17 protein-coding genes and 2 tRNA genes are annotated in these 17,846 nt (G+C 53.9%); 13 read left to right on the top strand and 6 right to left on the bottom strand.

Features of this window, described 5'->3' with window-relative positions:
• Positions 1–21 precede the first annotated feature (21 nt).
• On the bottom strand, positions 22–2,163 hold the full coding sequence (locus LX66_RS28035) for an outer membrane beta-barrel protein (protein WP_158642790.1): 2,142 nt from the start codon (positions 2,161–2,163) through the stop codon (positions 22–24).
• A 265-nt stretch (positions 2,164–2,428) separates the two neighbouring features.
• Here LX66_RS28035 and LX66_RS28030 point away from each other — a divergent pair, with 265 nt between their 5' ends.
• The 5 genes from LX66_RS28030 to LX66_RS28010 are packed head-to-tail and all read left to right on the top strand — an operon-like array spanning position 2,429 to position 6,445.
• Entirely contained in the window at positions 2,429–3,337 is a 909-nt protein-coding gene (locus LX66_RS28030) for a class I SAM-dependent methyltransferase (protein ID WP_145719709.1), read from the top strand.
• Positions 3,318–3,845 (top strand): DinB family protein, encoded by a 528-nt coding sequence (locus LX66_RS28025; RefSeq protein ID WP_158642789.1) that lies wholly within the window; start codon positions 3,318–3,320, stop codon positions 3,843–3,845. Before LX66_RS28030 ends, LX66_RS28025 begins: the two co-directional genes overlap by 20 nt.
• Positions 3,846–3,859: 14 nt before the next feature.
• Positions 3,860–4,744, top strand: a complete 885-nt coding sequence (locus tag LX66_RS28020; protein ID WP_158642788.1) for a class I SAM-dependent methyltransferase — start codon at positions 3,860–3,862, stop codon at positions 4,742–4,744.
• 20 nt (positions 4,745–4,764) lie between these two features.
• A complete protein-coding gene (locus tag LX66_RS28015; RefSeq protein WP_145719705.1) occupies positions 4,765–5,466 on the top strand; it encodes a type 1 glutamine amidotransferase in 702 nt (233 codons plus the stop codon).
• A 13-nt stretch (positions 5,467–5,479) separates the two neighbouring features.
• Complete coding sequence (locus tag LX66_RS28010; protein WP_145719704.1) at positions 5,480–6,445, top strand: YpdA family putative bacillithiol disulfide reductase; 966 nt, start codon at positions 5,480–5,482, stop codon at positions 6,443–6,445.
• On the opposite strand, the gene murB is transcribed toward LX66_RS28010, so the two are convergent.
• Complete coding sequence (murB, locus tag LX66_RS28005) at positions 6,438–7,454, bottom strand: UDP-N-acetylmuramate dehydrogenase (RefSeq protein ID WP_145719703.1); 1,017 nt, start codon at positions 7,452–7,454, stop codon at positions 6,438–6,440. The genes LX66_RS28010 and murB overlap by 8 nt on opposite strands.
• Positions 7,455–7,514: 60 nt before the next feature.
• Between murB and LX66_RS28000 the strand changes: the two genes are divergently transcribed.
• The gene (locus LX66_RS28000; protein WP_145719702.1) at positions 7,515–8,183 is read left to right on the top strand and encodes an NAD(P)H-binding protein; all 669 of its coding nucleotides are present in this window, start codon (positions 7,515–7,517) and stop codon (positions 8,181–8,183) included.
• A gap of 8 nt (positions 8,184–8,191) precedes the next feature.
• On the opposite strand, the gene priA is transcribed toward LX66_RS28000, so the two are convergent.
• From priA to LX66_RS27985, 3 genes are all read right to left on the bottom strand, one after another.
• A complete protein-coding gene (priA, locus tag LX66_RS27995) occupies positions 8,192–10,636 on the bottom strand; it encodes a replication restart helicase PriA (RefSeq protein ID WP_145719700.1) in 2,445 nt (814 codons plus the stop codon).
• The gene (locus LX66_RS27990; RefSeq protein WP_145719698.1) at positions 10,633–11,406 is read right to left on the bottom strand and encodes a lysophospholipid acyltransferase family protein; all 774 of its coding nucleotides are present in this window, start codon (positions 11,404–11,406) and stop codon (positions 10,633–10,635) included. The genes priA and LX66_RS27990 overlap by 4 nt, the downstream gene beginning before the upstream one ends.
• An 87-nt stretch (positions 11,407–11,493) precedes the next feature.
• Positions 11,494–11,940, bottom strand: a complete 447-nt coding sequence (locus LX66_RS27985; protein ID WP_145719697.1) for a DUF4258 domain-containing protein — start codon at positions 11,938–11,940, stop codon at positions 11,494–11,496.
• 112 nt (positions 11,941–12,052) lie between these two features.
• Here LX66_RS27985 and mtaB point away from each other — a divergent pair, with 112 nt between their 5' ends.
• The 4 genes from mtaB to LX66_RS27965 all read left to right on the top strand — a co-directional run bounded on the left by mtaB (position 12,053) and on the right by LX66_RS27965 (position 14,116).
• Complete coding sequence (gene mtaB / locus LX66_RS27980) at positions 12,053–13,330, top strand: tRNA (N(6)-L-threonylcarbamoyladenosine(37)-C(2))-methylthiotransferase MtaB (RefSeq protein WP_145719695.1); 1,278 nt, start codon at positions 12,053–12,055, stop codon at positions 13,328–13,330.
• Between the two features lie 99 nt (positions 13,331–13,429).
• Positions 13,430–13,504: transfer RNA gene (locus LX66_RS27975), tRNA-Val, on the top strand.
• 25 nt (positions 13,505–13,529) lie between these two features.
• Positions 13,530–13,604, top strand: a tRNA-Val gene (locus LX66_RS27970).
• A 122-nt stretch (positions 13,605–13,726) separates the two neighbouring features.
• Positions 13,727–14,116, top strand: coding sequence for a VOC family protein (locus tag LX66_RS27965; RefSeq protein WP_145719693.1), 390 nt, complete (start codon positions 13,727–13,729; stop codon positions 14,114–14,116).
• A gap of 25 nt (positions 14,117–14,141) precedes the next feature.
• Here LX66_RS27965 and LX66_RS27960 read toward each other — a convergent pair whose 3' ends face one another.
• The gene (locus LX66_RS27960) at positions 14,142–16,304 is read right to left on the bottom strand and encodes a cation:proton antiporter (RefSeq protein WP_244620537.1); all 2,163 of its coding nucleotides are present in this window, start codon (positions 16,302–16,304) and stop codon (positions 14,142–14,144) included.
• Positions 16,305–16,469: 165 nt separating this feature from the next.
• On the opposite strand from LX66_RS27960, the gene LX66_RS27955 reads away from it, so the two are divergent.
• Genes LX66_RS27955 through LX66_RS27945 form a run of 3 tightly spaced genes read left to right on the top strand, consistent with a single transcriptional unit; the run spans position 16,470 to position 17,795 of the window.
• Positions 16,470–16,778: an ATP-dependent Clp protease adaptor ClpS gene (locus tag LX66_RS27955; RefSeq protein ID WP_145719691.1), complete on the top strand. Its 309-nt coding sequence runs from the start codon at positions 16,470–16,472 to the stop codon at positions 16,776–16,778.
• A 2-nt stretch (positions 16,779–16,780) separates the two neighbouring features.
• Positions 16,781–17,428, top strand: coding sequence for a leucyl/phenylalanyl-tRNA--protein transferase (gene aat, locus LX66_RS27950; RefSeq protein ID WP_145719689.1), 648 nt, complete (start codon positions 16,781–16,783; stop codon positions 17,426–17,428).
• Between the two features lie 7 nt (positions 17,429–17,435).
• Positions 17,436–17,795, top strand: a complete 360-nt coding sequence (locus LX66_RS27945) for a DinB family protein (protein WP_145719687.1) — start codon at positions 17,436–17,438, stop codon at positions 17,793–17,795.
• Positions 17,796–17,846 lie beyond the last annotated feature (51 nt).

The following is a 17,846-nucleotide window of genomic DNA, read 5'->3' as shown; positions in this document are numbered from 1 at the left end:
TATAGCAAAATGGATGATCAATTACCCTCCCATTCTCCTCAGCTCCTTTTCAATGCCCGTTTTATGGCTGCTGGCGGCCTTTACACGCTGGTTTCCGAATTTGTAGCTGAATGTCAGCTTTATGAAACGGGACTCTATTTTATTCTCATAGGAAGATATAACGCCGAAAGATGCAACGTTGTACCGGATATTTAACGTATTAAAAATGTCCGTTACGCTGAGCGTGAGCTTACCCGCATTTTGCAGCATGCTCCTGGCAATACCTGCATTCATAGAATAGCGGGATTTCATTTTATATACTCCAAATGTCATGGGAGAATACCAGGTGGCAGACAGTTCCCCCGACAATCCTGCCGGCATTTTAAAGGTATTGCTGGTATTGACATACACACCGGCTCCTGTATTGTTCAGTTCCTGGGCTCCTTTCCCCTCATACCGGGAATACATCATTATTGCCGTGTTCACGGTCTGCCACTTGCCGGCCAGCAGTTGCCTGGAATAAGTAAGGCTGGCATTCACGGAGTGAGCGCCATCCAGGTTGGCATAGGTGCTAACCACTACCTGTCCCGTGTCCCTCCTGTAAATATCGGTCAGCACCTGGGTATAACGCTCGTAGCTGAGTGTGGCAGACAGCTTGTTATCATAAGTATATGACAATTCAAAAGCATGACCTATGGACGGTTTGATAGCCGGGTTTCCCTGGTAGTAGAAATACTGGCTTACATAGGTTATAAAGGGGTTTACAATATTAAAGCTGAAACGCTCTATGCTTTTCCGGTAAGAGAAACCGTACTGGTGCTCTTCGGATTGGTTATACAACACCAGGACAGTGGGGAAAAAGTTGAGCTGTTCTCTTTTGCTGGTTTGGCCTAATGTTACGGAAGAGCCCTTCATATAGGTATGTTCTGCCCGCAGACCGGCCTGGAGGTCAAATTTCTTTATGGTACGGCGATAGCCCAGGTAACCGGCAGAAATATTTTCCCGGTAAATGAAGTGATTGGTTTTACTGCTGTCCGTGCTCCATGTTTTCCCTATCTGCTGTTCCCATTTTATATCATTATCCGTACTGGTAAAAGTGCCTTTAATGCCTGCTTCCAGTTTTCCCTTCCAAAACGGTTGGGAATAATCAACTGTCAGGGAAATAATCGTATTGTCTGCCGGAGAGTTATCTCGCAGCAGATAGGGCTGACGGGATGCCGTTCCTTTTTCATCATAGAAATCAGTGACAAAGTTATCACTCCATGCCTTGTTATAATCGAAATAATCCGCATTCACCATCAACTGCCGGCCGGTAGTGTCAAAGTCCACCTTATAGTAAACATTCAGGGCAGGGTTAAAGAGTCGCAGATCGCCGGTGGTAGCGACCGTGGAAAAGGAATCCGGCATTGCAGCTCCATATTCTTTTCCTGACCTCGTATGTACCTGCCGGTACCTGTAGTTTAACATTCCCTTTATCATGATGCCGGCGGAGCTGCGCCGTGTAATATCATAGTCCATGCCTGCTTTAAAGGAATGATTGTCACGTTCCCGCGTTTCGCTGGTATTTTCTGCTATATGGGTGTTGTTTGCCAGGTATCTTGTTGAGCGCAGCTCATAATACTGCATATTATGCATATAGTCATAGTTACCATATATATTCAGACGCGCATTCCGGTAATTCAGTCCCAGTCCGCCCGTGTACCTGGCATAACGACCGGCGCCTGCGCCTGCTGTGAGCATACCGTTGGCGCCCAGGTTCCTGTTCTTTGCGGTGATGATATTTATAACGGAAGCGCCGCCGGCGTCGTATCGGGCAGGCGGGTTGGCGACCAGTTCCACCCTGTCAATGCTGCCAGCCGGTATAACGCTCAGCCATTCCTTCAGCGCCTCGCCGGAAAGCCTGCTGCTCTTTCCATCCAGTAAAACGGTCACCTTCTTCCCACGGAGTGCAAAGCGGCCATTGCCCTGCTCTACCAGGCCCGGGGCTTGCAACAGGACCTGCAAAGCAGTACCCCCGGCAGCAAGGGGGCTTTCTGCCACGTTTAGTACGATTTTACCGGCCTTCATTACTATCAGGGGCTTAACAGCTTTTACTGTAACCGCCTGCAGGTTCTGCCTGCGCAGGCTGTCTGTTAGCTGGGCTTTTACTCCTTGAGGGCATAGGCATACCACAACCATGATCATAATTCCGGCGGGGAGGATATTCCATTTCATGCAGTATGGTCTTCACGGGTTATCTAAATATAACTTTATTACACAATAATAGCCTGCCTCTACTGTAACTTAAATAGTATTACACCAACGCTTTGTTTATAGGTACGAAAACCTGCATGATGCCACTCACACAAATGTGTGACAACAACAATAAACATATGATCATAACTTTATCTAATCTCTGATGCTCAACGAGTATGCATCGTGCTGCAGATAGTAAACAAAACACCCCTGTATGCACCTGGTCCACGCCAGTAAAATGGCCTTGTACAAAGCATTTAATCGCGCCATAGAATCAAACCGCCCCGCTGATGAGCGTCTGTTCTATGATCCCTATGCAAAAGCTTTTTTACCGCGCTCATTGAAATTTGTGCTGTGGCTGCACCGGCTGCCGTTTTTTAACTGGTTTGTTTACTGGTATATTGAAAAGCTGTACCCAGGCACGCTTACCTCCGGCGCCGCCCGCACCCGCCTGATAGATGTGATGACGGTGCGCACCATAGAGCGCCACGGCGTAAACCAGGTGGTGATACTGGGCGCTGAATTTGACTGCCGGGCGCACCGGCTGCAGGAGGTAAAAGCACAGTTTGTGGAAGTGGATCATCCGCTGGCGCAAAAAGCCAAGCAGGCCGTGCTGGCGGCATTGCCCTACCAGCGCCGCCCGGTGGACTACGTGCCCATGGACATGGCCATCCAGCAGCCGGATGAGGTGATCCCCCGCTTGCTGCAACGCCCTCATTACAGGACCCTGTTCATCTGGGAAGGCGTCAGCAACTCCCTGACCGGGGCTACCGGCGATAAGATGTTCCGCTATTTTGCGGGCTTTCCGCCCGGCACCCGGATCATATTTACCTATGTAGACAAACAGGTACTGGAAAATCCGGGCATGTTTATTGGGGCTGCGAGTATGACGAGACTGTTGAAAAAAAGTAATGATAACTGGAGCTTTGGCCTGGACCCCGCCGGTATCCGAGATTTCCTGGCCGGTTATGATATGGAGCTGGAAGAAGATATCGGCACCACAGAATACAGGAAGCTGTACTTCGGAAAGCGCGCCGGTAAAATGAAGGGGTATGAATGGTACCGGGTGGCCATGGCCCGCGTGAAAGCAAAAAACAATGACCATGATACCGGATGTTCATAAACTCCATACCGACCTGGACAACAATACCGTGCTTTTCCTGGACATCCTGGATACAATGCCGGCAGACAGGCTGCATATGAAGAACGAGCAAACGGCCTGGAGCATTATGGATTGTGCAGAGCATATGCTGATAGCCGAGCAGCAGGTAGCCAGCACATTACAGGGCCCCGCAGAACCGGTAAAGGACCGGGCGCCCAACAGCAAGGTGGCGCAGATCAGCCAAAGCTTTATGGACTTTGACAAGCGGCTGTTTGTACTGGGAGAACCGCCTACACTGGAGGGCGGCTACAAGGATATCGCCACATTCAGCAATGCTTTCCGCCACAACCGGGAGTGCATAAAGGCCATACTGGCCAAAGAGCCGGCAGACTGGCTATGCAGGGGCACGGAACATGCCAGCTTCGGGTATATGACGAGGATGGAATGGGTGTATTACCTGATTTACCATACAGAACGGCATTTGCAGCAGATCCACCGGATCGAGGCAAGCCTGGAAAATATGCAATAACCAAAATCCTGTATATGCGCAGACAGGCTCGTGCCAGCAGGTCTACTGTACTGATCGCTTTCTTTCGCGCCATTGAGTCCAACCGCCCGGCCCGCAAGCGGCTGTTCCATGACCCTTATGCCATCCATTTTCTGCCCCCGGCGCTGAAAATGTGGGCATCGCTTTCCGCCTGGCCCTTCTTCCGCTGGTTTGTGCCCTGGTATATCAATACCTGCTGGCCCGGCTCACAAACCGCCGTAGTGGCCAGGACCCGGCTGATAGATGTAATGACCGTCAACACCATCCGGGACCACGGCATTAACCAGGTGATCATACTGGGCGCCGGCCTGGATACCCGGGCCCACCGCCTGCGGATACGGGAGCGGGTGCAGTTTGTGGAAGTGGACCGGCCCATTACCCAGCAATTCAAGCAGGAGCAACTGTCAAAGGTCCGGCAGGGCCCCTATACACACGTGGATTATATAGCGATGGATTTTAAGAACCAGCATCCCTGTACCCATATTACCGGCCTGATGCAGGGATCGCATTACAAAACGCTGTTCATCTGGGAAGGCGCTACCAATAACCTGACCGCCAGCGTAGGCAATACCATGTTCCGCTATTTCCAGGCCTTTCCGCCCGGCACGCGGATCATCTTCAATTACGTGGACCGGCGGGTACTGGAAGATCCCGGCACCTACTACGGCGCGGTGAATGTGGACCGTCTCCTGAAAAGGATAGCCGAGCCCTGGAACGTAGGGCTGGACCCCTCCTACCTGCCCCACTTCCTGGCAGGGTACAATATGGAACTGGTGTTTGACGAAGGCGCCGCCGACTACCGGGAAAGATATTTCGGGAAAAAAGCCCGTAAGATAAGGGGCTACGAATTTTACCGGGTGGCCATGGCCGTGGTACGATAACCGTATGTTATCTTTACAGGATGCAAGCGCTACGTATACATTACTTTCAACATGTGCCCTTTGAAGGACTGGGCTGCATTGGCGACTGGATACAGGAGCACGGCCACACCGTAACGGCTACCCGCTGGTATGAAACGCCGGTGCTGCCGGACCTGCAGGATATAGACTGGCTGATCATTATGGGTGGGCCGATGGGCGTTTATGAAACGGAGCAGCATCCCTGGCTCCGCATTGAAAAACAGTTCATTGCCGATGCCATACAACAGCAGAAAAAAGTGCTGGGCGTCTGCCTGGGCGCACAGCTCATTGCGGCGGCGCTGGGCGCCCGCGTGTATCCCAACCCTGAAAAGGAGATCGGCTGGTTTCCCGTACAATTCATCAGCCCGGGCAGCGATACTTTCCCCGCAACTGTTTTCCCGCCGGAGTTGAACGTGTTTCACTGGCACGGCGATACGTTTGACCTCCCTTCAACGGCTACACGTTTTGCCGCTACCGCCGCCTGCGCTCACCAGGCTTTCATATATAAAGGCAAGGTAGTGGGCCTGCAGTTCCACCTGGAGGTAAGACCCCAGGATGCGGCGGATATGGCGGCGGCAGGAGCGCAGGAGCTAAAGCCGGCCCCTTACATCCAGGACGCCGCTACCATTACGCAGTTGAGCGGACTGGCCACTGCAGCCAATGCCGGGATGCATAAATTACTGGACTATATGGCCACGCTGTAGTAATTTTATCCCTATGGATACAACGTATGATATCGTGATCGTGGGCGGAGGGCCTATAGGACTGGCCTGTGGGCTGGCAGCACAAAAAGCGGGACTGCGCTATGTAATACTGGAAAAAGGCTGCCTGGTCAATTCACTGTACAACTATCCCCTGAATATGACATTCTTTTCCACTTCCGAGCGGCTGGAGATCGGGGGCATTCCCTTCATGTCCATCAATGCCAAGCCCACCCGCCCGGAGGCGCTGGAATATTACAGGCGGGTGGCTACCTCCAAAGCGCTGCAGGTACGGCTCTTTGAAGAAGTGCTGTCCATTGCGCCGGATGGAGACCTGTACCAGGTAAAAACTCCGCGGCACATTTACAGGGGCCGGCATGTGGTGATCGCTACCGGCTTCTATGACATACCCAACCTGATGAATGTGCCCGGCGAGGACCTGCCAAAGGTCAGGCACTACTATAAAGACCCGCATTTTTATGCCATGCAGAAAGTGATCGTGGTAGGCGCCCACAACTCCGCTGTGGATGCTGCGCTGGAAACCTGGCGCAAGGGCGCGGATGTAACCATGGTAGTGCGGGAAAGCGGTATCGGTGACCGGGTGAAATACTGGGTACGGCCGGATATTGAGAACCGTATCAAGGAAGGTTCCATCAAGGCCTATTTCCATTCCGTGATCAAAGCCATACACCCGGATACCGTGGACATCTCTACGCCGGAAGGCGAGGTGACCGTGGACAATGACTATGTGATCGCCATGACGGGGTACCAGCCCAACTTTGCTTTCCTGGAAAAAGCAGGCATCACCTTATCTGCCGACAGCAAGCGGTACCCGGCCTACAACCCGGACACCATGGAAACCAATATGCCCCGCATTTACCTGGCCGGCGTAGTGTGCGGGGGCATGGATACCCATGTATGGTTCATTGAGAACTCCAGGGAACATGCGGAGAAAATAGTGGAGCATATCACACTCAAATAATGTTCACCTCGCGCTCCAGTTCCACACCGAATTTTTCCTGCACGCTGTCCAGCACCTGCTGCGACAGTTGGTAGATCTCCTGCCCGCTGGCATGGCCATAGTTGACCAATACCAGGGCCTGGCGGGCATGCACACCGGCGTCCCCGCTGCGGAAGCCTTTCCAGCCGCATTGCTCTATCAGCCAGCCGGCAGCCAGCTTGTGCTGGTCCTGCGCTACCGGGTAGGCCACAATGCCGGGATGCGCGCTTTTTAAAGCGGCAAACTGTGCGGCGCCAACGGTGGGGTTTTTGAAAAAGCTGCCGGCATTACCTACCTGTGCAGGATCAGGGAGCTTGGAGCTGCGGATATTGATGACTGCCTGGCTGATGGCACGGATGGACAGTTCCCGGACGCCCATGCGCTGCAGCTCTTCTTCTATAGCGCCATAGCTGGTATTAAAACGGGGTTGCTTGCGCAGGCGATAGGTAACGGAAAGAATAGCGAACTGTCCCTTGTACTGTTTCTTGAACACGCTTTCCCGGTACCCGAAGGCGCAGTCTGCGTTACTGAAGGTTACCAGCGTATGGTCCTGCAGGTGCCAGGCTTCCAGTTCATGAAAATAATCCCTGATCTCCACGCCGTAAGCCCCGATGTTCTGCATAGGGCTGGCGCCCACGTTGCCGGGTATCAGGGACAGGTTCTCCAGCCCCGCCCACTGCCGTTCAATACAGTATAGCACAAACTGGTGCCAGTTCTCGCCGGCGCCCGCTTTTACGTAGATGTACTCATCATCTTCCCGCAACAATGTAATGCCTTTCAGCTCGTTCTTCAGCATCAACCCGTCAAAGTCCCTTGTAAACAGCACATTGCTGCCCCCACCCAGTACCATGCGCGGAAACGCCTGCCAGCGGGCATCCTGCAGCACGGCCTGCAACTGCTGCACATCGGCAAAGGGCATAAAATAACGGGCCTGCGCCCGGATGCCAAAAGTATTATAGGGCTGTAGCAAAACATTTTCGGATACCTGCATAATTACGTGTTCAATAACTTAACTTTATAAACGAAGGAACAAAGATAACCTAACAGAACAATGCCTCAAACTGCAGTTGTGATCGGCGCTACCGGCCTTACCGGCAGCCACCTGGTAAACCTGCTGCTGCACAACCCGGCCTTTGACAAGGTAAGGGTGCTGCTGCGCAGGCCCTCGCTGAAGCAGCGGGCCGGGCTGGAAAGCATTATTGTGGATTTCGAAGATGAAGCCAGCCTGGCGGACGCCCTGCACGGCGACGTGCTGTTCTGCTGCATTGGCACCACCCGGCGCAAGGCCGGCAGCCAGGAACAGTTCCGGCAGGTGGATTTCAATATTCCCGTACGCTGCGCTACACTGGCCAAACGGCAGGGCTTCCCCCAGTTCCTGCTCATGTCGTCCGTGGGCGCCAATGTGCATTCCCGTTTCTTTTACCTGCGCACCAAAGGGGAAACCGAGCAGGCCGTCACCCGGCTGGATTTTGGCAGCCTGCACATTTTCCGTCCCTCCGCCCTGCTGGGAAAGCGCCAGGAGCTGCGGCCCGGCGCCCTGGTAGGCCAGTGGCTGGTGCAGGTGTTTTACTTCCTGCTGCAGGGACGCTGGAAAAAGTACCGGGGCATCAGGGCTTCCACGGTTGCCAAAGCCATGATGGCCGCGGCCGTCAAAGGAGAGCGCGGCACCCATATCTATGAATCGGATGCTATTAAGGAAATGGCGGGAGAACCGCTTTGACGGGCACACTAAATAGTATCTACATCTGCCACTATCACCACCGACCGGAATTTCTTTTCCGCCTGCAGTTTGATGAAATGCTCTTTCAGTAATTGTTTGGTCTGGGCAATAGCTTTGGTATCGCGGGGCAGCTTTACCAGCATTTCCTGCAGATAATTGTTGCGCACCCGGCTCACCAGCGGGGCAGCCGGTCCTACCAGTTGCGGTCCCAGGTGGGGTTGCAGCCAGTGGCCCAACACATGTGCCGCCTGTTCGGCAGTGGTCTGCTTCTTATGTTTCACAGTGATCTTCAGCAAGCGTATAAAGGGCGGGTAGCCGAAACGCTGCCGTTCGGCGATCTCCGTTTCATACATGCCCTTGTAGTCATGTGCCGTTACATACTGTAGCACCGGGTGGCGGACGTTGGCGGCCTGTATAAGCACCCGGCCCTTGTCGTGCTTGCGGCCGGCACGCCCGCTCACCTGCTCCATCAACTGGAAAGCGCGCTCATTGACCCGGAAATCCGGGAAGCTCAGCAGGCTGTCCGCGCTCAGTATCCCCACCAGGTTCACGTTCTCAAAATCCAGTCCTTTCACCACCATCTGCGTACCCACGAGGATGTCTATACGCCGTTCTTCCAGCAACTGGATCATTTTATTATGGCTGTCCTTGTTCCGCACCGCGTCCACATCCATGCGGGCGATGCGGGCCTGGGGAAACAGTTGCTGCAGGTCCTCCTCTATTTTCTCCGTGCCAAAGCTTTTGGGCACCAGCGTCTGGCTGCCGCAGGCGGCGCAGGTATAGAGGTACGGGTACTGGGTACCGCAGTAGTGGCAATGCAGTTTGTCCAGGTTACGGTGCCAGGTAAGCGATACGTCGCACTGGCGGCAGTGCGGTATCCAGCCGCAGGTGGTGCACAGGAGGAAAGGCGCATAGCCCCGGCGGTTCTGGAACAGGATCACCTGCCGGCCCGCGGCCAGGCTTTGGGAAACGGCGGCTACCAGCGCCGGGGTAAAATGCTCCTGCATCTTCTTTTCCGCGGTAGGCTGTTTGGTATCCACAATTTCAATGGCCGGCATCTCCAGCCCGCCAAAGCGCTCCAGCAATTCCACCAGCCCGTATTTACCTTGTTGCGCATTGAAATAGGATTCCAGGGAGGGCGTGGCAGAGCCCAACAACACTTTGGCCCCGAACAGGCCGGCGTAGTAGATAGCTGCATCGCGGGCATGATAGCGGGGCGCCGGGTCCTGCTGCTTGTAAGAAGCGTCATGCTCTTCGTCCAGTATGATCAGGCCGATGTCGCGGAACGGCAGCAGCAGGCTGGAGCGCGCGCCCAGCACGATCTGCAGCTCGCCGCTCTTTACCTTGTTCCATATCTCCACCCGTTCATTATTATTAAAGCGGGAATGGTAGATGCCTATTTTGTTACCGAAATGCTTTTGCAGGCGCCGGATGATCTGTGCAGTAAGGGCTATTTCCGGCAGCAGGTACAGCACCTGGCGGCCGGTGGCCAGGTATTCTTCTATCAGCTTTACATACAACTGCGTTTTACCGCTGGAGGTAACCCCATGCAGCAGGGTCACCGGCTTGTGCTCAAAGCTCCGGCGCACGGCCTGCAGGGCGGTTTCCTGGGCGGGGCTCAGGCTCAGGTCGTTAAGCAGGGTTGCCTTGCCTCCCGGTACACGGTCTACCGTGCGCTTCTCTATCCACAGCACATTCTTGTCCACCAGCCCTTTCAGTTGGGCGGCGGAAGCGCCGGATTTTTTCAGCAGCTCGCTCTGCAGCACGGCGCCCTGCGTTTTCAGCAGGTGCAGGTAGGCCAGCAGCAGCTCCATCTGCTTGGGCGCGCGGCCCATTTCGTTGAACAGGGCGGCCAGGTTTTCCTCCTGCTCGTAAACCGCATGCAACTGCACATAGTTCTCCTTCTTCTCCTTGTATACCTCTTTCAGCTCCTCGTATATAAGGCATACTTTCTTCTCTATTAATTTCTTGATGGTGGAGTAAACGTCTGCCTTATCCAGTATCATCTGCACTTCCTCGATACGCAGCTCTTTCCGCATATGCAGGGCTTCCGCCACCAGGTATTCATCTTCATCCAGCGCCGTGAAATCATCGCCGTAAGCATCGTTATACAGCAGCACCGTTTCGCTGGACAGCTTCAGGTGCGCGGGCAGCGCGGCATTGAGCACCTCCCCTTCGCTGCACATGTAATAGCCGGCTATCCAGCTCCAGAAAGCTAACTGTGCCGGGTATACTACGGGATCTTTATCCAGCAGGTCCAGTATGGGCTTGGTCTTGTAGTCCAGCGGCGCCTGGGTATGCACCGCCTTTACGATACCGGCATATTTTTTCTGCTTCCCGAGCTGTACGGCCACCCGGCTGCCCGCCTGTATGGCCGCCTCCATGTTTTCCGGGATGGCATACGTATAGTTCTTGGGCAATGCCAGTGGTAATATTACATCTGCGTACTTCATGATGTTGTTTCCTGCAACTCAACGTCGGGATAGCGCGTATATTGCCGCAGTGCAGTTTCCATCACATCAAACACCTGCTGTTTCAATGCAGGCAGATCGTTCATGGTAAGGCCCTGCACCGGTATGGAAGGCAGGAACAGCACCCGGCAGCGCCCGGGCGACAGGCGCAACCCTTTATGGGGAAGGCGGGTACCGCTATCCAGGTATAAAACGGGTTTCAGCGGCGTTTGCGTTTCAATGGCTATACGAAACGCGCCGTTATGAAACGGGGTCAGCAACTGGTCGGTCTCATTGGTAGTGCCCTCCGGGAAAATGAGGATGGAAATGCCCTTGCGGATCATCCACATCATCTCGCGCACGCTGCTGGCCCGGCCCTTTGCGGAAGAACGGTCTACCAGCACTACCGACTGCTTGTATATAAAACCAAAGAAGGGTATTTTCTTCATTTCAATTTTGCCCAGGGGCCGGAAAGGCAGGCGCATCACTTTTACTGCAATACAGGCGTCCAGGTAGGAACGGTGGTTCACCACATACAGGAAATTGCCCTTTTCATTATGGTCCCTGTTGATCTTTCTTACCCAGATGCCTACCAGGGGAAACCACAGGTGAGCCCATAAACGCAGGAAGTAAAAGGTAATATTCCCTCCCCTTACTTTCCCCAGCAGCGAAGCCAGGAAAATGAACGGCAATATCAGGAACATGATTCCCAGCCACAGTACCGCCGCATATACCAGGTATATTACCCGTACCAGTTTCAATAGCAAATTCATAAGCACTCCATCCCGGTTTTAGTGATCACCAAACCGGAAAATTAAACAACAATTGCCAATATTCAAGTTAAGTATGACTGAAAAGTGTTAATTACAATTACATTTCCATGCTTTGTCCAGGTCTATGCAGGTAACCACCCGGGTCACCTCACCGCAAGGCGCAAATACAACCCGCAAATGCTGCCCTTCCTGCGAATAACCCTCCAGGGCATAGGTAGGACAGGGTTTGTCCTGCAGGTCGGACCGGCTGAGATCGATACGGCCCCTGGCCATGATCTCCCGGATCTCTGCCGCCGTAACCTGGCGGCAGGCCATGCGGCAGCGGGCATGCGCAGTAAACTCCAGGGGAGCGGTACGGTCAAAACCGGCGTCATGGGCCTTGGCCGACCTTGCAGGCGGAGCAGCTTCAGCGGCTTCACTGGCAGGCTGTGCAGCAGTTTGGTCGCTCTGCCCCTGCCGCCAGCGCCATACCAGCAGCAATACGGCTGCCAGCACCAGCATAGGAAAGTATTTATGTATTGTCCCCAGTTTCATGTTGTGGATGAATTATTTATAACGACGGCTATCAACCCGTTAAACTTAGATCTTTTTCTGCATTTAATGCGCCAGGCCCCTTTTTGCTTTTTTTCATACCTTTGCCCTCCTTATGACACCGGCAAAAACAGTGGCATTTCATACCCTGGGCTGCAAGCTGAACTTTTCAGAGACCTCCACCCTGAGCAGGTTGCTGGAACAGGACGGTTTTGTGAAAACGGATTTTGACGGCCTGGCAGACGTATATGTGATCAATACCTGCTCTGTGACCGACAACGCGGACAAGGAATGCCGGCAACTGGTAAGGCGCATACAGCGCCGCGCGCCGGAAAGCATGGTGGTGATCACCGGCTGCTATGCCCAGTTGAAACCGGAGGAGATCGCCTCCATTGAGGGCGTGGACCTGGTGCTGGGAGCCGCCGAGAAATTCAACATCACGGAGCACCTGAAAACGCTCACCAAGGGCGACAGCGCCCGCATCTGCTCCTGCGATATCAGCGAGGTCAGCTCCTTCCATACTTCCTACTCCCTGCACGACCGTACCCGCACTTTCCTGAAGGTGCAGGACGGCTGCGACTATAATTGCAGCTTCTGCACCATTCCCATGGCCAGGGGCAAAAGCCGCAGCGACAGCGTGGAACAGGTGCTGCAGCATGCGCAGGCGCTGGCCGCCAGCGGGGTAAAGGAAATTGTGCTGACCGGCGTAAACCTGGGCGATTTCGGCAAAGGGCTGCATGGAGGCAAGAAGAGGGAAGAGACCTTTTTTGAGCTGATACAGGAGCTGGACCGCCTGGAAGGCGTGGAGCGCTACCGCATCTCCTCCATTGAGCCAAACCTGCTGAGCAACGAGATCATTGAGTTTGTGGCCAACAGCCGCCGCTTTATGCCGCACTTTCACATACCGCTGCAAAGCGGCAGCAACGAGATACTGGGTCTGATGCGCCGCCGCTACCGCCGGGAGCTGTATGCCGAAAAGGTAGCGCTGATCCGGCAGTTCATGCCGCACTGCAGCATAGGAGTGGATGTTATTGTGGGCTTCCCTTCTGAAAGCGACGCGCATTTCCGGGAAACCTATGATTTCCTGCACGCGCTGGACGTGTCTTACCTGCACGTATTCACCTACTCAGAGCGGGCCAACACCCTGGCGCTAGACATTGAGCCGGTGGTGCCCATGGCCCGGCGCCATGAGCGCAACAAAATGCTGCGCAACCTGAGCCACAAAAAGTTGCAATATTTCACCGCACAGCATACCGGGCAAACCCGTAAGGTGCTGTTTGAATCGCATAACAAGGACGGCATGATGGAAGGGTATACGGACAATTATATTAAAGTGACCACCCCTTTCCGGCAGGAATGGGTGAATGAGCTGGTGGACTGGGAACTGTGGTAAAATACCGGTGAAAAAGCAAGGAAAAATTTGGTGAAATAAAAATAGTTTTTACCTTTGCAATCCCGTCAAACGAAAGGTTGACACCAGGGATAAAATACCGGGAGTTTAGCTCAGCTGGTTCAGAGCATCTGCCTTACAAGCAGAGGGTCGGCGGTTCGAACCCGTCAACTCCCACATTACCTTCCAAACTTCTTTTACCGGGAGTTTAGCTCAGTTGGTTCAGAGCATCTGCCTTACAAGCAGAGGGTCGGCGGTTCGACCCCGTCAACTCCCACCGGTTTTGCAAGTGGCTACAATGGCCACTTGCATTTTTTTTGCCTGTAACTGCCTGTTTGGCGCGCTCTGAATAATATGGAACATCCAAACAAACACATCCACCGATAAAAAAATCACACAATGGCAAAACTTGACCCGATAATAGCTGTAAAAGATGTTGAAGCCAGCTCCCGATGGTATCAAGCACTACTTGGATGTAAAAGTATGCACGGCGGAAAGGAGTTCGATATATTGGTAACAGAAAATGATGAGGTGCTGATCTGCCTTCATAAATGGGGATCACATGAGCATCCTACTATGATGAACCCCGAAATTACGCCTGGAAATGGGCTCATTCTTTATTTCCGGACAGAGCATCTGAACAGCATCCGTCAAAACGTCGAAAAAACAGGAGGCACTGTTGAAGAAGATATCCACCTGAATCCCAACTCCGGGAAAATGGAATTTTCACTGAGAGATCCTGATGGGTATTACCTGACCATTACGGAATTTCACACGTATGAAGGTTAACCGGTAACGGCCGCAATGCCGGTGCCTACTTCTTCCCGCCTTTGAATATCCGCTTCACCGCCTTTCCCAGCTTGTTGAGGTTGGCCAATTGCTCCTGTATAGGCGCCAGCGTAAGGTCTTCCGGCTGCACGCCTGCTTCCAAAAAGTCTATTTCCATCTGTTCCGGGAAAACCAGGATCACGTTATTCTCCCGGAAATGCCGGCTTAATTTGGCCGGGATATGTTCCAGGTAGGGGCTGTAGGATAGCGTGCCTTTGCGGGCGGACACCACGGCCAGCAGGTCGTCCGGGGTAATTTCACGGGACAGCACCAGGAAGTCCTCTATCTCCCCGAAATATTTGAAGGCGATCTCCACGCTGGTCTTGGTTTGCTGTATGTAGGCCTCTATGGCGTTTTTTGTTTTATCCTGGCAGTACACCACCAGGCGCACGCCTATCTGCCTGGCCAGCATGATCATCTTTTGCAGGTAATGCAGGAAGCCCTTCTCATACTCCGTGTTCCGGGGCAGCACCAGCACCATTTTCTTGGCCGTGTTCATGGGGTGGTGGAAATCGCATACGTATACCGTTTCCCATACGCTTTGCAGTACATTGTCCAGCGTAGTGCCGAATATGGAGCCGAACAGGCGGTCCGTGGTGCTGGTCTTGTCCGTCCAGCCCAGGATCACGTCCGTTACCATCAACTCCCGGGCAGCGCGCGCAATACCATCTGCCACGTTCAGGTCTATGCGCGTGATGGCCTGCACCGGGCTTTCCGTGGTGGCGGCATGTATCACGGCCGCCTCCATCATTTTATTCGTCACGTGCACCTTTTCCCTGGCCTCCTCGTTGTCCTGCACCACGGCCAGCGGGTAGATGGGGGTTTGCGCCTGCGGGTCCTTGATCATCACGGCCAGGTCCAGCATGGCCTCTATCCTGGCCGGGTTGGATACCGGCACCAGGATGCGCTCGGGACCGCCGTCCATTTCCGGCTTGCGCTCCGCATCTATAATAGCCAGCTTGCGGCCCGCATTCTCCGTTACAAAGGAGCTTACCAGGCAGGTAATAAGTATTAGTATCACGGTGCCGTTCAGCACATGCTCATGGATCAGCCCCATCCGGAAGCCGATCATCACCACCGCAATGGTAGCCCCTACGCGGGCGGTAGTAAGCCCGAAGATCAGCTTGCGCTGGGTAGGGGAATATTTGAACGCCCACTGGGCAAACAGCGCGGCCAGCCATTTGCTGGCCAGCCCCATAACGATCAGCACCCCGGCAATGATCAGGGCCCGGGAGCCTTTGAGCAGCGCCTGCAGGTCTACCAGCATCCCCACACTGATCAGGAAGAAAGGAATGAACAGGGCATTGCCCACAAAAGCAATACGGTTCATTAACGGGGAAGTATGCGGTATTAGCTGGTTCAGCGCCAGCCCGGCCAGGAACGCGCCGATAATGCCCTCTACCCCGGCCAGCTCCGCCAGGAAAGCCGCGAGGAACACCAACGCCAGTACGAAAATATAGTGAGAGGTGCTGTCGTCCTTGATCTTCTTGAAGAACCAGCGCCCGATCATGGGGAATATCCACAGGATAATGGTGGCAAAAACAGCCAGCGATACGCCGAGCCGTATCCAGAAATAAGTGTCCAGGTGCCCGGCTGCCGCGCCGGTAATAACAGCCAGGATCAGCAGTACAGCCGTATCCGTTATGATGGTGCCTCCTACCGCCACGGTCACCGCTTCGTTTTTGGTAATGCCCAGGCGGCTGGCCAGGGGGTAAGCCACCAGCGTATGGGTAGCGGCCATGCTGGAAATCAGCATAGCAGCCATGAAATCAAAGCCCAGCAGGTAAACAGACACCAGGTAGCCCAGCGCTATCGGTATCAGGAACGTAAACGCGCCGAAAATAATGCTGCGGTGGCGGTTCTTGCGAAACTCCGCCATGTCCAGCTCCAGGCCGGCCAGGAACATGATGTACAGCAGGCCGGCTTTCCCGAACAGGTCTATGCTGCCTTTTTCTATGATCTTGAAACCGTGGTCGCCAATGGCCATGCCCGCCAGGATGAGCCCTATAATGCTGGGTATACGAAATTTGCGCAGGATGATGGGGGCCAGCAAGATAATGAACAGCACCAGCGAAAAAATGGGTATAGGGTCCTTCAACGGTAAACTGATATCCAGTAATAAAACCGTGCCTTTCAATACTTGCAGCATATACGTACGATTTACAGCGCCACCTAATGTTATTGTATATGCAACTTACAAATTAATTGTTAATCGTTAATGACTAATACCGAACCGCTAGTATTCCTTTCATGCGCAACCACTACCTTTTCTGGATAATAACTGTAATTTTGCCAAAAAGCCGCGTAAACTACCATGAGTCAACGTACAGAAACAGGCACATTGACCAGAGAATGGGAAGAAGTCCTGATCGCAGAAGACGAGCAGTTCCCCTTCAGCCTAATTGTGTGGAATGATGAGGTAAATACCTTTGACTGGGTAATACAGTCCCTGATAGAAGTGTGCGAGCACACGGCAGAACAGGCGGAACAGTGCGCGCTCTTTATTCACTACAACGGCAAGTACGCAGTTAAACACGGCGAGTATACACAACTGCGCCCCATGTGCGAAGCCCTACTGGACAGGGGCATCAGCGCCACCATTGAAGAAGCCGTGGAAGGTTGAGCATGATCTTCTCGCTTACACAAGACCTGATATTTCCCCCGGTACATATGGCCGAGCCCGATGGGCTGCTGGCCATGGGCGGCGACCTCTCCCCGGAAAGGCTGCTGCTGGCTTACCATTCCGGCATATTTCCCTGGTACAGCGAGCCGCCCATATTATGGTGGAGCCCGGACCCGCGCTTTGTATTGTTCCCGGAGGAACTGCGGGTGTCTTCCAGCATGAGGCAGGTATTGAAAAAAGGCATTTTCCGCATTACCATCAACCAGCGTTTTGAGGAGGTGATCGCCCATTGCAGCCGGGTGCCCCGCCCCGGTCAGGACGGCACCTGGATCACCAGCGCCATGCAGCAGGCATACACGCAACTGCACCGGCAGGGGTACGCGCTTTCCGTGGAGTGCTGGCAGGAAAACAGGCTGGTAGGCGGCCTGTACGGCATTCAACTGGGCCGCTGCTTTTTCGGGGAATCCATGTTCTCCCTGGTGAGCAATGCTTCCAAGGCCGCCTTCATCAGTTTCATCCAGGCCGGCGGGCTGGCGCTGGTGGACTGCCAGGTATATACGGACCACCTCGCCTCTTTAGGCGCCCGTTTCATTACCCGCGCTTCCTTCCGGGAGCTGCTGGGGCAGCACCTGGGAACAGGCGGTCAATAAATACTTTTTGCAATCCGGGAAAATCCAACCGGCAGACCCGGAAAAGCGCAAAGCCATCAAAGCTACGGACGAGGACCTGCTTAAAATGGCCGGGGACCGCAGTAAAAAAGGCAAAGCGCCAGAGTTTATACAGCCCAAAGGCACCTACCCTACTACAGCAGACGCTATACAGGCGTTTACCGAACAGCGTGACAAAGTGATGGATTACGTGAAAAACACCGACGACGACCTGCGCAACCATGTGGTAGACATGCCCAATTCTCCCCTGGACGCCTACCAGATGTTGCTGCTGATATCCGCCCACAGCGGCCGGCATACCATGCAGATAGCGGAGGTGAAAGCTGACCCGGGATTCCCCGCCCGGTAATTAACAATTAATAATTAAGAATTAATAATATCCTCGACACCTGTGTTACGC

It is taken from the genome of Chitinophaga japonensis (genome assembly GCF_007830125.1).
In the GTDB taxonomy this organism is placed as follows: Bacteria; Bacteroidota; Bacteroidia; order Chitinophagales; family Chitinophagaceae; genus Chitinophaga; species Chitinophaga japonensis.
Note: the sequence above shows the minus strand (reverse complement) of the source record. Positions and strands in the feature narration are given on the sequence as shown.